This window comes from Streptomyces sp. WG5 (assembly GCF_049974565.1).
In the GTDB taxonomy this organism is placed as follows: Bacteria; Actinomycetota; Actinomycetes; order Streptomycetales; family Streptomycetaceae; genus Streptomyces.
Genome location: NZ_JBNGGC010000007.1, coordinates 35,456 through 49,333, shown reverse-complemented (window position 1 = coordinate 49,333; position 13,878 = coordinate 35,456). Strand labels below are relative to the sequence as shown.

The 13,878-nt window shown below is 72.8% G+C and carries 9 protein-coding genes; 7 read left to right on the top strand and 2 right to left on the bottom strand.

All coding sequences use genetic code 11. From position 1 onward, the window contains the following. Positions 1-25: 25 nt before the first annotated feature. On the bottom strand, positions 26-208 hold the full coding sequence (locus ACP4IX_RS09065; RefSeq protein WP_037761886.1) for a hypothetical protein: 183 nt from the start codon (positions 206-208) through the stop codon (positions 26-28). 459 nt (positions 209-667) lie between these two features. Here ACP4IX_RS09065 and ACP4IX_RS09060 point away from each other — a divergent pair, with 459 nt between their 5' ends. Beyond that, a complete protein-coding gene (locus tag ACP4IX_RS09060) occupies positions 668-3,394 on the top strand; it encodes a DEAD/DEAH box helicase (protein ID WP_426555204.1) in 2,727 nt (908 codons plus the stop codon). After that, entirely contained in the window at positions 3,391-4,659 is a 1,269-nt protein-coding gene (locus tag ACP4IX_RS09055) for an SWF or SNF family helicase (protein ID WP_426555203.1), read from the top strand. The genes ACP4IX_RS09060 and ACP4IX_RS09055 overlap by 4 nt, the downstream gene beginning before the upstream one ends. A 412-nt stretch (positions 4,660-5,071) precedes the next feature. On the opposite strand, the gene xylA is transcribed toward ACP4IX_RS09055, so the two are convergent. Next, positions 5,072-6,235: a xylose isomerase gene (xylA, locus tag ACP4IX_RS09050; RefSeq protein ID WP_426518331.1), complete on the bottom strand. Its 1,164-nt coding sequence runs from the start codon at positions 6,233-6,235 to the stop codon at positions 5,072-5,074. Between the two features lie 222 nt (positions 6,236-6,457). On the opposite strand from xylA, the gene xylB reads away from it, so the two are divergent. The 5 genes from xylB (at position 6,458) to exaC (ending at position 13,707) form a co-directional block, all read left to right on the top strand. After that, positions 6,458-7,903: a xylulokinase gene (gene xylB, locus ACP4IX_RS09045; RefSeq protein WP_426555202.1), complete on the top strand. Its 1,446-nt coding sequence runs from the start codon at positions 6,458-6,460 to the stop codon at positions 7,901-7,903. Between the two features lie 455 nt (positions 7,904-8,358). Then, positions 8,359-9,567 carry an ROK family protein gene (locus tag ACP4IX_RS09040; protein ID WP_426518335.1) on the top strand — a complete coding sequence of 403 codons (1,209 nt, stop codon included), beginning with the start codon at positions 8,359-8,361 and terminating at the stop codon, positions 9,565-9,567. Positions 9,568-10,050: 483 nt separating this feature from the next. Continuing rightward, entirely contained in the window at positions 10,051-10,656 is a 606-nt protein-coding gene (locus ACP4IX_RS09035; RefSeq protein ID WP_426518337.1) for an N-acetylmuramoyl-L-alanine amidase, read from the top strand. Between the two features lie 120 nt (positions 10,657-10,776). Next, positions 10,777-12,039 (top strand): GAF domain-containing protein, encoded by a 1,263-nt coding sequence (locus tag ACP4IX_RS09030; RefSeq protein ID WP_426555201.1) that lies wholly within the window; start codon positions 10,777-10,779, stop codon positions 12,037-12,039. A gap of 144 nt (positions 12,040-12,183) precedes the next feature. Further along, positions 12,184-13,707, top strand: coding sequence for an acetaldehyde dehydrogenase ExaC (gene exaC, locus ACP4IX_RS09025; RefSeq protein WP_426555200.1), 1,524 nt, complete (start codon positions 12,184-12,186; stop codon positions 13,705-13,707). Positions 13,708-13,878: the final 171 nt, after the last annotated feature.

Sequence of the window (13,878 nt, the reverse complement as noted above, 5' to 3'; positions counted from 1 at the left end):
CCGCGGCCGGCGCCGCGTCAGCACCTCAGCGGCCGATCTCCTTGCGTGTGACGCGGCGCAGCCTGCGCCGCTGGGCGGGGTCCAGGGTGAGGTACGCGGCCGCCGGGACTCCCAGAACGATGAGCAGGGCGGCCCACCAGGGCAGCCAGATCAGCAGGATGAGCCCGGCCGCCACACCCCCTGCTGCGACCTTGGCGTTCTTCGACATGGTGTCGCCTCCTTCGCGGCCACTGCCGCTCTCTGTCCTGAAAACGGGCCCGCGCTCCCGGCGGTTCCGTACCGCGACCCTGAGACGTCCCTGAGGCCGTACCCTTACGCCCCCCTGAGGTCCCTCACGCACCCTGTGCTCCCGTCGCAACTCTGAGATCCCCGACGCGCCCCTGAGACCCGTCGGCCACTCCCTCCGGAGAGAACATCCCCCCTCTGAACAGTGACTCACGCCACAGCCCGACCGCACCCCGAAGCCTCGGCGATCAGGTACAGTCGGCGATCGTGTCCCCGACTAGTCAAATTTGAGGAATACGTCATCGCTGCGCAGACCACCCTCCCGGCGACACTTTCCGAGTACTCCGAACTCGCCCGCTGCCGTGCCGTTTTCGTGCCCGGCGACCCCGCCCGTACCGGCAGAGTCGCCTTCTGGCGGCCCGACGGCGAGGACACCGCGGCCATGTCACAGGGGTCCGTGGAAAACCTGACGGTCGTACTGCCCGACGGTGACGGCGTGGCCGCGGTCCGTGTGCCCGCGGTGGTGCTGCCGGTGCGGGCGGCCCTGCCGGTCCTCACACGCGCGCGTGCCCGCGCGGACGGCCACCGGGCGACCGTGTTCTGGGGCGCGGTCGCCGTCGAGGCGCTGCACCTGGTGGCGCGCGGGCTGCTGCTGCCCGGCCTGTCCGCGTCCGGCCACGACGCCTGGCGCATCGGACCGCTGGGTGCGGAGGAGACCGAGCGGGTCCGCCACCTCGCCGCCGCCATGCCGCCCGAGGCCCACGCGGTACCCGTCGACGATGCCGAACCCCTGCGGCTGCCCGACCCGGAACGGCTCGTGCGTGCTTTCCTGGACGCCCTGGCCGACACACTCCCCCGCTCCCCCGCCGCCGAACTCGTGACGGCCGGGCCCGCCTACGCCTCGCGGGAGCCCCGGCGCACGCCCGAGCTGAGCGAATGGGCCGCCGAGATCGCCGCGGGACACGACATGGGCGTACGGCTGTCGCTGCGTGTCGAGGTGCGTGGCCTGTCGGCCGCGGCTTCCCAGGACACCGGGCCGGCGTTCCGGGCCGTGCTCCAGGTACACAGCGTGAGCGACCCCGCCCTCGTCGCGGACACCGCCGACGTGTGGGCGGGCGGCGTGGGTGACGCGTTCGGCACCCGCGCGCGGATGGACGTGCTGCTCGCACTCCGCCGCGCGGCACGGGCCTGGCCCGCCCTCGCACCGCTGCTGTCCGCCGCCGTGCCGGACGCCCTCGAACTCGCCGACGAAGAGGTCACCGAGCTCCTGGGGCGGGGCGCCCGGACGCTCGCCGGGGCGGGCGTCGACGTGCACTGGCCGAGAGAGCTGGCCCGGGACCTGACCGCCCGCGCGGAGGTGGGGCCGCCCGACGACGAGCCGGCGCCGCGCACGGCCTCGTCGGACACCGGCCCGTCGTTCCTGTCCGCCGACGCGCTGCTGGCCTTCAACTGGTCGTTCGCCCTGGGCGAGCAGCAACTCACGCGGGCGGAACTGGAGCTGCTGGCCGAGGCCAACCGTCCCGTGGTGCGCCTGCGCGACCAGTGGGTGCTCGTCGACCCCGAGGAAGCCCGCCGCGCCCGTACCCGGCAGGACCACGAGGTCACGCCGGTCGACGCGCTCGCCGCGGCCCTGACGGGCTCGACGGAGGTCGACGGGCACCGTGTCGAGGTACGCCCCACGGGATGGCTGGCGGCTCTGCGGGAGCGGCTCGCCGACCCCGAGGCCCAGGATGCCGTCGAGCAGCCCGCCGCCCTCGACGCCACCCTGCGCGACTACCAGCGACGGGGACTCAACTGGCTGGTCCGCATGACGTCGTTGGGCCTGGGCTGCTGTCTCGCCGATGACATGGGTCTCGGCAAGACCATCACGCTGATCGCCCTGCATCTGCACCGGCAGACCGACGCGTCGGCGGCCGGACCCACCCTGGTGGTGTGCCCGACCTCCCTCATGGGCAACTGGCAGCGCGAGATCGAGCGGTTCGCACCCGGCACGCCCGTACGCCGCTTCCACGGTGCCCGGCGCGACCTCGAAGGGCCGGCCGACGGCGAGTTCGTGCTCACCACCTACGGCACCATGCGCCTGGACACCGACCGGCTCTCCGCCGTGCCGTGGGGCATGGTCGTGGCCGACGAGGCCCAGCACGTGAAGAACCCGTACTCGGAGACCGCGCGGCACCTGCGCTCCATCGGCGCACGCGCGCGCGTGGCGCTCACCGGCACCCCGGTGGAGAACAACCTCTCCGAACTGTGGGCCGTCCTCGACTGGGCCACCCCGGGGCTGCTGGGCCGGCTCGGCACCTTCCGCAGGCACTACGCACAGGCCGTCGAGGGCGGTCAGGACCCGGCGGCGGCGGAGCGGCTGGCGCGGCTCGTACGGCCGTTCCTGCTGCGGCGCCGCAAATCGGATCCCGGAATCGCCCCCGAGCTGCCGCCGAAGACCGAGACCGACCACCCGGTGTCACTGACCGCGGAACAAACGGGGCTGTACGAGGCGGTGGTGCGCGAGGCGCTCGCGGAGATCGCCGGAGCCGACAGCATGGCGCGTCGCGGCATGGTCGTGAAACTGCTGACGAGTCTCAAACAGATCTGCAACCACCCGGCACAGTTCCTCAAGGAGGAACAGCCGAGGATCCCGGGCCGCTCGGGAAAGCTGGAGCTGCTGGACGAGCTGCTCGACACCATCCTCGCCGAGGAGGCGAGTGTGCTGGTCTTCACGCAGTACGTGCAGATGGCACGTCTCCTCGAACAGCACCTGGCCGCCCGCGGCGTGGCCTCGCTGTTCCTGCACGGCGGCACGTCCGTCACGGGTCGGGAGACACTGGTGCGGCGGTTCCAGGACGGCGAGGTCCCGGTCTTCCTGCTGTCGTTGAAGGCCGCGGGCACCGGACTGAACCTCACGCGCGCGGAGCACGTCGTGCACTACGACCGCTGGTGGAATCCGGCCGTCGAGGCGCAGGCCACCGACCGTGCCTACCGCATCGGCCAGACCCGCCCCGTGCAGGTGCACCGGCTGGTCGCCGAGGGAACCGTGGAGGACCGCATCGCCGCCCTGCTGAACCGAAAGCGGGACCTCGCCGACGCGGTGCTGGGAACGGGTGACGCGGCGCTCACGGAGCTGACGGACGCGGAGCTGGCCGACCTGGTCGAGCTGCGAGGGGGTAGGCGATGACCCGGTACGACGATGACACGGAACGGACGCTCGCCGCGCTGCCGCCCGCACACGGACGGGGCTTCGCGCAGACCTGGTGGGGGCTGGCCTGGCTGAAGGCACTGGAGGACGCGGCTCTGGACACGGCACAGGTGAAGACGGGCCGCCGGCTCGCGCGCGCGGGAGCGGTCGGCGCGGTGTCGGTACGTCCGGGACGCATCACCGCGGTCGTCCAGGACCGGAACCGCACGGCGCACCGGGCCGACGTCCTTCTGGAGAAGCTGTCCGACGCCCAGTGGGACCGCTTCGTCGACATGGCGATCGAGCGGTCCGGGCACGTCGCGGCGTTGCTGGACCGCGACATGCCGCCGCACCTGGTGGAGGACGCCGCGAACGCCGGCATCGACCTGCTGCCGGGACTGGGCGACCTGGAACCGGAGTGCGACTGCGGTGCCTGGGACCACTGCGGGCACACGGCGGCTCTCTGCTACCAGGTTGCCCGGCTGCTGGACCAGGACCCCTTCGTCCTGCTGCTGATGCGGGGACGCGCGGAGCGGGCCGTACTCGACGCCCTTCAGACGCGCGGCAACACACCCTCCCAGTGCGCCGCCTCGCGCCCGGAGGGCGTGGACGCCGCGGAGGCGTACGCGGCGGGGCACGTGCTGCCCCCGCTGCCTGCCCTGCCCGACCTCCGGGAGGCTCCGGGTGTACCGCCGTCCCTGGACACCGAGAGCGCGCCGCCTCCGGGCGTCGACCCGGCCGCACTGGCGTTCCTGGCCTCCCGGGCCGCGGCGGAGGGCCACCGTCTGCTCGCCGAGGCCCTCCGCAGCGGGCACGGCCGGCCGGCGGTGGGCGAGGAAGCGACCTGTTCGCAGGACGCGGTACGCCTGGCCGCGGGCGGCCCCGGGCCAAAGGTGCTGCACCGCCTCGGCGACGGCTCGGGGCGCGGCCAGGACGCACTGGCCGTCGCCGTACGCGCGTGGCGGCTCGGCGGCGGAGCCGCTCTGGCCGTGCTCGAGGAGGAGTGGGCGGTTACGGGCGACACGCTCGCACGCGCGCGTGCGGCACTGGAATCGGCGTGGGACGAGGACGAGCGGCCGTCGTTGCGGGCGCGGGCCAACCGGTGGACCGTCGTCGGCGCGCCGCACCAACTCCGCCTGGACCGCGACGGCCGCTGGTGGCCCTACCGCAAGGAGCGCGGCCGCTGGGTCCCCGCGGGCGGCGCCACTCAGGATCCGGCGACGGCGCTGGCCATGGCGGTACTCGCAGCCGGGGACGAGCCCTGATGCCCGGCCCCGAACGACTCGCCACGCCCACGCCGCACCGGCCCGCCTGACCGGCAGCGGCAGCGGCAGCGGCACCGGCCCGCCTGACCGGCAGCGGCAGCGGCAGCGGCAGCGGCAGCGGCAGCGGCAGCGGCAGTAACGAGACCCGGTGACCGATCGTGCGGCTGCGCACGGGTTCTCACAGCCGGACGGGCTCCGGCCCCCTCCGTGAACCGTTCGCCGTGGGCGAATCCGTCCGCCGGCTGCCGGGCACCTGCCCTGGGACCTCGGTCGGAGCGGGGGCCCCGGCGAGACAGCGCGCACGCGGCGCGTCGCCGGGGACCGCCGCTCCGCTCGGCGTCATGCGACGGGATGCATCAACAGCGTCCGTGAACCGGAGGGGGCCGGAGCCTTCGCACCGAGGCCGGACCGCTCAGCGGGCGCCGAGGAGGTGGTCCATGGCGAGCTGGTCGAGGTGTTCGAAGGCCATGCCGCGGGCAGCGGCCGCGTCCACGTCGAACGTGTCGAAGGCGGTCGGGTCGGCCAGCAGCGCCGCGAGACCGTCCTCCGCGGTCGGACGGGCCAGTTCGTCCAACCGAGCCGCGGCGAGGGCCTCCTGCACCTGCGGGTCCGCGCGGAAGGCGGCAGCCCGGTCCTTGAGGATCAGGTAGTTGCGCATGCAGCCCGCCGCCGACGCCCACACCCCGTCGAGGTCCTCGGTCCGCGGCGGCTTGAAGTCGAAGTGCCGCGGCCCCGCGTATCCGGCCCTCTCCAGCAGGTCCACGAGCCAGAACGCGGCCCGCAGGTCGCCCGCACCGAACCGGAGGTCCTGGTCGTACTTGATGCCCGACTGGCCGTTGAGGTCGATGTGGAAGAGCTTGCCCGCCCACAGCGCCTGCGCGATCCCGTGGGGGAAGTTCAGCCCCGCCATCTGCTCGTGGCCGACCTCCGGGTTCACGCCGTACAGCTCCGGCCGCTCCAGCCGCTCGATGAACGCCAGGGCATGGCCCACCGTCGGCAGCAGGATGTCACCGCGCGGCTCGTTCGGCTTGGGCTCGATCGCGAACTTCAGGTCGTAGCCCTGCTCGGTGACGTACTCGCCGAGCAGGTCGAAGGCCTCCTTCATGCGGTCCAGCGCGTCCCGCACGTCCTTGGCCGCGCCGGACTCCGCGCCCTCCCGGCCGCCCCAGGCGACGTAGACGCTCGCGCCCAGCTCCACCGCGAGATCGATGTTGCGGATCGTCTTGCGCAGGGCGTACCGGCGCACGTCCCGGTCGTTCGCGGTGAACGCGCCGTCCTTGAACACCGGATGCGTGAACAGGTTCGTCGTCGCCATCGGCACCTTCATGCCCGTCGCGTCCAACGCCTGCCGGAACCGCTTGACGTGCTCCTCGCGCTCGGTGTCGCTCGACCCGAACGGGATCAGGTCGTCGTCGTGGAACGTGACCCCGTAGGCGCCCAGCTCGGCCAGGCGCCGCACCGACTCCGCCGGGTCCAGCGCCCGGCGGGTGGCGTCACCGAAGGGGTCCCGACCCTGCCAACCGACCGTCCACAAACCGAACGTGAACCTGTCCTCGGGAGTGGGCTGGTAGTTCATTCCGTGGCTCCTCGCTCGCTGCCGATCACTTGCCACCGACTATTTCGTCATGGCGCTTTACAAATTAGTATGCACACACGGTCCTGGGAAGAGACAAGGCGTCCCCGAAGGAGTGACGTCCGAGTCACGAGGACCGAGGAACCGCGAAACCCCTGCTCAGCGCAGGTACGTCCAGGCAAGTCCAGTCAGATGCCGCAGAGCCGCGGAAGAGGGAGAAGTCCGATGTCAGCAGCCGAGGGTCCGCTCGTCGTCGGCGTGGACACGTCCACCCAGTCCACCAAGGCGCTGGTCGTCGACGCGGCCACCGGCCGGGTCGTGGCAAGCGGCCAGGCCCCCCACGTCGTGTCCACCGGAGCCGGGCGCGAGAGCGATCCGCGTCAGTGGTGGGACGCGCTGCGCGAGGCCCTGCACCAGTGCGGTGACGCCGCGCGTGAGGCCGCCGCGGTGTCGATCGGCGGGCAGCAGCACGGACTCGTCACGCTGGACGCCCACGGCGACCCGGTGCGTCCGGCCCTGTTGTGGAACGACGTGCGCTCCGCCCCGCAGGCCCGTCGTCTCATCGAGGAACTGGGCGGCCCCAAGTCCTGGGCGGAGCGCACGGGCAGCGTGCCCAGCGTCTCGTTCACGGTGACCAAGTGGGCCTGGCTGGCCGAGCACGAGCCGGAGGCAGCACGCTCGGCGAAGGCCGTACGCCTCCCCCACGACTACCTCACCGAGCGCCTCACCGGCGAGGGCACCACCGATCGAGGCGACGCGTCCGGCACCGGATGGTGGGCGTCCGGCACCGAGGCGTACGACGAGGAGATCCTCGCGCGTGTGGGGCTCGATCCGGCACTGCTGCCCCGAGTGGTCCGGCCCGGGGAGGTGGCCGGCACCGTGCGCGACGGCCACGACCTGCCGTTCTCCAGGGGCACCCTGGTCGCCGCCGGGACCGGCGACAACGCGGCAGCCGCGCTGGGTCTGGGGCTGCGTCCCGGTGTACCGGTGATGAGCCTCGGAACGTCCGGCACCGTGTACGCCGTTTCGCAACGACGCCCCGCCGACCCGACCGGCACCGTGGCGGGCTTCGCCGACGCCCGCGGCGACTGGCTGCCGCTGGCCTGCACCCTCAACTGCACACTCGCCGTCGACCGCGTCGCGGCCCTGCTGGGCGTGGACCGGGAAGCCGTCGAGCCCGGCACCGGCATCACGCTCCTGCCCTACCTGGACGGCGAACGCACGCCGAACCTGCCGCACTCCTCCGGCCTCCTGCACGGCCTGCGGCACGACACCACCGCCGGCCAGCTGCTCCAGGCGGCGTACGACGGCGCCGTCCACTCGCTGCTCGGCGCGCTCGACCTGGTCCTCGACGCCGACGCGGACCCGTCCGCGCCACTGCTGCTGATCGGCGGCGGCGCACGCGGGACTGCCTGGCAGCAGACCGTACGACGGCTGTCGGGGCGTCCTGTCCAGATCCCCGAGGCCAGGGAACTCGTCGCCCTCGGCGCCGCGGCGCAGGCGGCCGGCCTGCTGACCGGCGAGGACGCGGCGGCGGTCGCCCGGCGCTGGAACACGGCCGCCGGGCCGGTACTCGACGCCGTGGAACGGGACGAGGCGACACTGACCAGGATCACCGGGGTACTCTCCGACGCGGCACCGTTGCTGGAACGGAACGCGGACTCCCGCTGAGGACGTGTTCACGCGGGCGACGCCAGCAACGGGCACCGTCACGGGCCGCTCCTGCGGGGCGCGGGGCGTCGCCGGGGCATGTCGACGTGATCGGCGAGCTGCGCACACCGGCCGGAGGTGTGCCCGGACCGCGATCACGTTCACCGGCCATGGAGACGTCCGCCGTGGAAACGCGCCCGGCACGCGCCGACGGAGGACAGCCGAAGGGCCCGCGACCGGACGCTCGTCGTCGCGGAGCGTCCCGAGCCAGGCCGCCCGGGGGGCGTCATCCGTGGACGTTCCCGGCTGTCCTCCGGCGGTGCCCCGCGGCGGCCGCCGGGCACGGTCGGAGGCGACGTACGTCCGGCGGGCCCGCGCCCACGCGGTACATGGCCGAGGATGGGACCGACCGGGGAACAGACCGATGACCGACCGGTCGACGACCGACCGATGACAGACCAGGGGCTGACGGAGGCATGACCGCACCGCCACACGAAGCACACCCGGCCCGCCCCGGGCGCGCGCTGCCGGACACCCAGCAGGGGATGCGCCGTCGCAACCTCGCCCGGGTGATGCACACCGTCAGCGCCGAGGGGCCGCTGTCCCGGGCAGCCGTGGCCTCACGGATCGGGCTGACGCGTGCGGCGGTGTCCACGCTCGTGGACGAGCTCATCCGCTCGGGCCTGCTGGAGGAACTGGGTCCCGAGCGCCCCGGCCGGGTGGGGCGTCCCGGGTCGGCGCTCGCTGTCAGCGCGAAGGGCCCGGCCGGCATCGGGGCGGAGGTCGGCGTCGACCACCTCGCGGTCTGCGCGGTCGACCTGCGTGGCCAGGTGCGGTCGCGAGCCGTGCGGTACGGCAGCAATCGGGGCCGCTCGCTCGAGCCGGTGATCGAGCAGCTCACCGGCCTGGTGCGGCAGGTCGTCTCGGAGACGGAGGCCGAGGGGCTGTGGCCGGCCGGGCTCGCGGTCGCCGTGCCCGGTCTCGTGGCGCGGGACGCCCGTACCGTCGTACGCGCGCCGAACCTGGACTGGCACGACGCGGATCTGGGCGCACTGCTGCCCGCGGACCTGCCGTTGACCGTGAACAACGAGGCCAACTTCGGCGCGCTGGCCGAACTGTGGCTCGGCGAAGGCACCCCACGGGACTTCCTGCACGTCTCGGCGGAGATCGGCATCGGTGCGGCCGTGGTCGTCGACGGGCGCTTGCTGCGCGGTACCCGGGGATTCGCCGGCGAGCTCGGGCACATGCCGGTCAGTCCCGACGGGCCGGAGTGCGCGTGTGGCGGGCGCGGGTGCCTGGAGCAGTACGCCGGTGAGAAGGCGGTACTGCGCGCGGCGGGCGTGGAGCCGGGCGCGGATCGCGTCGGGCTGCTGGCGGGGCGTGCCGCCGAGGGCGACGAGGCCGTACGACGTGCCCTGCGCGACGCAGGCACGGCGCTCGGCATCGCGCTGACCGGGGCGGTCAACCTGCTCGACCCCGAGAGCGTGGTGCTGGGCGGCGCGCTGGCCGGACTCGCGCCCTGGCTGCTGCCGTCGCTGCGGGACGAACTGGCCCGGCGGACGGCGGGTCCGGCCTGCCCGGTCTCCGTGTCGGAGCTCGGCCCTCAGGGACCGCTGCTCGGCGCCGCACACTCGGTTGTGCGCGCTGTCCTGGACGACCCGGCGGTAGTGGCGGAGCGGGCCTGACCGGACCGGCTCCGGCTACGGCTACGGCTACGGCTACGGCTACGGCTACGGCTACGGCTACGGCTACGAACCGAGCCTGGATCCGGTACCGCAGCGAGGCAACGACCCGAACCGGTGACCGCCGCGAGGCAAACCCGAGCCCGCCGCCATGGCCGCAGGGAGGCGAACCCGGCCCCCGAGCCCGGCACCGGCGGCGGTGGCGGTGGCGGAACCGGCCTCGACCCTGAGCGCCCGAACAGCCCCGCTTCGCACCCAGGCCACTCGATCGAGTGAGCGCGGTGTCCACAAGGCGGCGGCTGTCCACGGAACGGCGCGGCGCCCTTCTGCGCAACCCCCGCTGCCCGTACGGTGATTCGCGCGGATGTTCCTCGTCCGGAGGGCGGCGAACGTCCGCATCGCGTTCTCCTTCCCTGCAACGTCGCGCAGCGGAGCACCCTGCACCCCCACAGGGCTCGAGGGCCCACCGACGAAAGGCAGTCCCCCATGGAAAGGAAAAGGACAGCACCGGTTCCGACCAGGCGCCGGCTCCTGACGGGCGCCGCGCTCGCCGCCGTCCCCTACGCCCTGCTCTCCTCCCCACGGGCCGCCGCCCGGCCCCGGGCCGTCGACTACCCCTCCGCCGAGTGGCAGCCGGCGAGTACGTCCAACTACACCCGGTCGAGCCGTCCCACGGCCTACCCCGTCGACCGCGTGGTCGTCCACGTCACACAGGAAACATACGCCGACACCCTCTCCATCTTCCGCAATCCGCAGAAACAGGTGTCCGCGCACTACGTCGTCCGCTCCTCCGACGGGCACGTGGCGCAGTGCGTGCGTGAGGCGGACATCGCCTGGCACGCGGGGAACTGGGACTACAACACCCGCAGCATCGGCATCGAACATGAAGGGTGGGTGGACCGGCCCGCATACTTCACCAACGCCCTGTACGAACAGTCGGCCCGGCTCACCGCGGCGATCTGTACCGCGTACGGCATCCCCAAGGACCGCGCGCACATCATCGCCCATCATGAGGTACCCGGCAGTGACCATACCGACCCGGGGCCCCTGTGGGACTGGACCCGCTACATCAGACTGGTCAACTTCGCCTGACCGCCGGCGGGCCCCGCGTCCGGGGTGATCCGGCTGGCCCGAGAGGTTGTCCGCGCGTGGGGGCGGAGTGACGATGTCCGCAGCGCATCACCGTCAGCATCACCGCCCGGGGAGGCCGAGTTGCCTGATTCATGGCTGGCTCTGGAATCGGGGGACGATCCCGTCGAACGCGCGCGCACACTGCGGCGCGCACATGCGACGTTCACCGAGGCAGGGACGGTGCCGCGGCCCGTGCGTGCCGTGGTGGCGGAGTCGTGGCGGCGGTCGGTCCGGGCGGGTGTCGGCCCGGACGGCACCGCGAGCGTGGAGCTCACGGACAGTGACCTCGGCGCCTTTCGGGCCGAGCATCCGCTGGCGCGGGTGATGCCGCTGATCCGCGAACTCCTGGGCACGTTCGCCGCCGACTGCGATCACCTGCTCGCGGTGTGCGACGCGCACGGCAGGCTGCTGTGGGTCGAAGGGCATCCGGCCACCCGGCGCCGGGCCGGACGGATGAACTTCGTGCCGGGTGCCCGGTGGGCGGAGTCCGCGGTCGGGACGAACGCGCCGGGCACGGCGGTGGCCGTCGGACGGCCGGTCCAGGTCTTCTCGGCGGAGCACTTCATACGGCGGGTCCAGCCGTGGACGTGCGCGGCGGCTCCGGTGCACGACCCCCGCACCGGGCGGGTACTCGGCGCAGTGGACATCACCGGCGGGGACGATCTGGCGCACCCTCACAGCCTGGGCTTTGTCCAGGCGGTCGCGCGTGCCGCCGAGTCACAGTTGGCGCTGCTCACCCCGGAGCAGCCCCCGGCCGAGGCGGCCGAGCTGACCGCGCTGGGCCGTGACGAGGCCCTGCTGCGCGGAGGCGGTCGCAGAGTACGGCTGAGCCGGCGGCACAGCGAGATCGTCGTGCTGCTGGCCCACCACCCGGAGGGCCTGACCGGTGACGAGCTGCTGTGCGCGCTGTACGAGGACGAGTCGGTGCCGCCGGTGACCCTCCGTGCCGAACTGGCCCGGCTGCGGGGGATCCTGGGGCCCGGCCGGCTGGCGTCCCGACCGTACCGGCTCACGCTGCCCGTCGAGACCGACGCCACCGTCGTCGAGCGTCGCCTGCGTGCCGGTGCGGTCACGGGGGCCGTGGCGGCGTACGCCGGCCCGCTGCTGCCCGGGTCCCGGGCTCCGGCGGTGGTACGGCTCAGGCACCGGCTCGCCGACGGTCTGCGCGCCGCGCTGATCGCCTGCCGCGATCCCGACCTGCTGGCCGACTGGGCGCACGCACCCTGGGGCGAGGACGATCTCGACGTGTGGCGTGCGCTGGCCGCGGTCCGGCCCACGCCGGCGGTCCGGTCCCGGCTCGCCGCGCTGGAGTCCGAACTGGCGGCGGCACCTCACGCGTGGTGACCGCCGGCCGACGGGTCACGGGCGCGGTTCCCGCCTGTGGTCGGTGACCGCCGCGCACGCAACGTCCCTGCAACGTCCCGCTGCCTAGCCTCGCGCGCAGAGCTGTCCAACGGCGGGCAGCGCTGGACGAGGGAGGCAGACAGGATGACCCGTTACGCGGCGCCCGGCACCGAGGGCGCGATCGTCTCCTATCAGTCGCGCTACGACCACTTCATCGGCGGCGAGTACGTGCGGCCCGCGCGCGGGCAGTACTTCGAGAACCCGTCACCCGTGAACGGCCGGCCGTTCACGGAGGTCGCGCGCGGTACGGCGGAGGATGTGGAGCGGGCGCTCGACGCCGCTCACGAGGCCGCTCCGGGCTGGGGCCGCACGTCGGTGACGGAGCGTTCCGGCATCCTGCTGAAGATCGCCGACCGTATGGAGGCGAACCTGGAGCGCCTGGCGGTCGCCGAGACCTGGGAGAACGGCAAGCCGGTGCGCGAGACACTGGCGGCCGACATCCCGCTCGCCATCGACCACTTCCGCTACTTCGCGGGCGCGATCCGCGCGCAGGAGGGTTCGCTCGGCGAGCTCGACGACGACACCGTGGCGTACCACTTCCACGAGCCGCTGGGTGTGGTCGCGCAGATCATCCCGTGGAACTTCCCGATCCTGATGGCGACCTGGAAGCTGGCCCCCGCCCTCGCCGCCGGCAACGCCGTGGTCCTGAAGCCCGCCGAGCAGACCCCGGCGTCGATCCACTACTGGCTGAGCCTGGTCGCGGACCTGCTGCCGCCCGGCGTCCTGAACGTCGTCAACGGCTTCGGCGCGGAGGCGGGCAAACCGCTCGCGTCCAGCCCGCGGGTGGCGAAGGTGGCGTTCACCGGGGAGACCACCACGGGGCGGCTGATCATGCAGTACGCCTCGGAGAACATCAAGCCGGTCACGCTGGAGCTGGGTGGCAAGTCACCGAACATCTTCTTCGAGGATGTCTGGGCGCGGGACGACGACTTCCGCGACAAGGCGCTCGAGGGCTTCACGATGTTCGCGCTCAACCAGGGCGAGGTGTGCACCTGCCCGTCCCGCGCGCTGGTCCAGCGCGGCGCCTACGCCGAGTTCATGGAGGCCGCCGTCGCCCGCACCGAGATGATCAGGCCGGGGCATCCCCTGGACACCGACACGATGATCGGCGCCCAGGCGTCCAACGACCAGCTGGAGAAGATCCTCTCCTACCTGGACATCGGCCGGCAGGAGGGCGCCAAGGTACTCACCGGTGGCGAACGCGTCGAGCACGACGGCGAGTTGAAGGGCGGCTACTACGTGCAGCCCACGATCTTCGAGGGCCACAACCGCATGCGGATCTTCCAGGAGGAGATCTTCGGCCCGGTCGTGTCGGTCACGCCGTTCAACGACTTCGACGACGCGATCAAGACCGCCAACGACACCCTGTACGGCCTCGGCGCCGGGGTGTGGACCCGCGACATGAACACCGCCTACCGAGCGGGCCGCGCACTCCAGGCGGGGCGTGTCTGGACCAACTGCTATCACGCGTATCCGGCGCACGCTGCATTTGGCGGGGTCAAGCAGTCGGGTATCGGCCGCGAGAACCACCGCATGATGCTGGACCACTATCAATGGACCAAGAACCTTCTCGTCAGCTACTCGCCGAAGAAGCTCGGATTCTTCTGAGCGTCCAACGTCGCCGGTACGGAGCTGCATCAAACTCCGCGCATGCCGCCTTCGGCGGATACAAGCAGTCGGGGATCGGCCGGGAGAACCACAAGATGATGCTGGAGCACTACCAGCAGACGAAGAACCTCCTGGTCTCGTACTCCGCGAGGAAGCTGGGCTTCTTCTAGG

Excerpts from the sequence above, each read along its gene's own strand:
- ACP4IX_RS09065 (WP_037761886.1), bottom strand. The coding sequence starts at position 208 with ATGTCGAAGAACGCCAAGGTCGCAGCAGGGGGTGTGGCGGCCGGGCTC.
- exaC (WP_426555200.1), top strand. The coding sequence starts at position 12,184 with ATGACCCGTTACGCGGCGCCCGGCACCGAGGGCGCGATCGTCTCCTAT.
- xylB (WP_426555202.1), top strand. The coding sequence starts at position 6,458 with ATGTCAGCAGCCGAGGGTCCGCTCGTCGTCGGCGTGGACACGTCCACC.
- ACP4IX_RS09055 (WP_426555203.1), top strand. The coding sequence starts at position 3,391 with ATGACCCGGTACGACGATGACACGGAACGGACGCTCGCCGCGCTGCCG.
- ACP4IX_RS09035 (WP_426518337.1), top strand. The coding sequence starts at position 10,051 with ATGGAAAGGAAAAGGACAGCACCGGTTCCGACCAGGCGCCGGCTCCTG.
- ACP4IX_RS09040 (WP_426518335.1), top strand. The coding sequence starts at position 8,359 with ATGACCGCACCGCCACACGAAGCACACCCGGCCCGCCCCGGGCGCGCG.
- ACP4IX_RS09060 (WP_426555204.1), top strand. The coding sequence starts at position 668 with ATGTCACAGGGGTCCGTGGAAAACCTGACGGTCGTACTGCCCGACGGT.
- xylA (WP_426518331.1), bottom strand. The coding sequence starts at position 6,235 with ATGAACTACCAGCCCACTCCCGAGGACAGGTTCACGTTCGGTTTGTGG.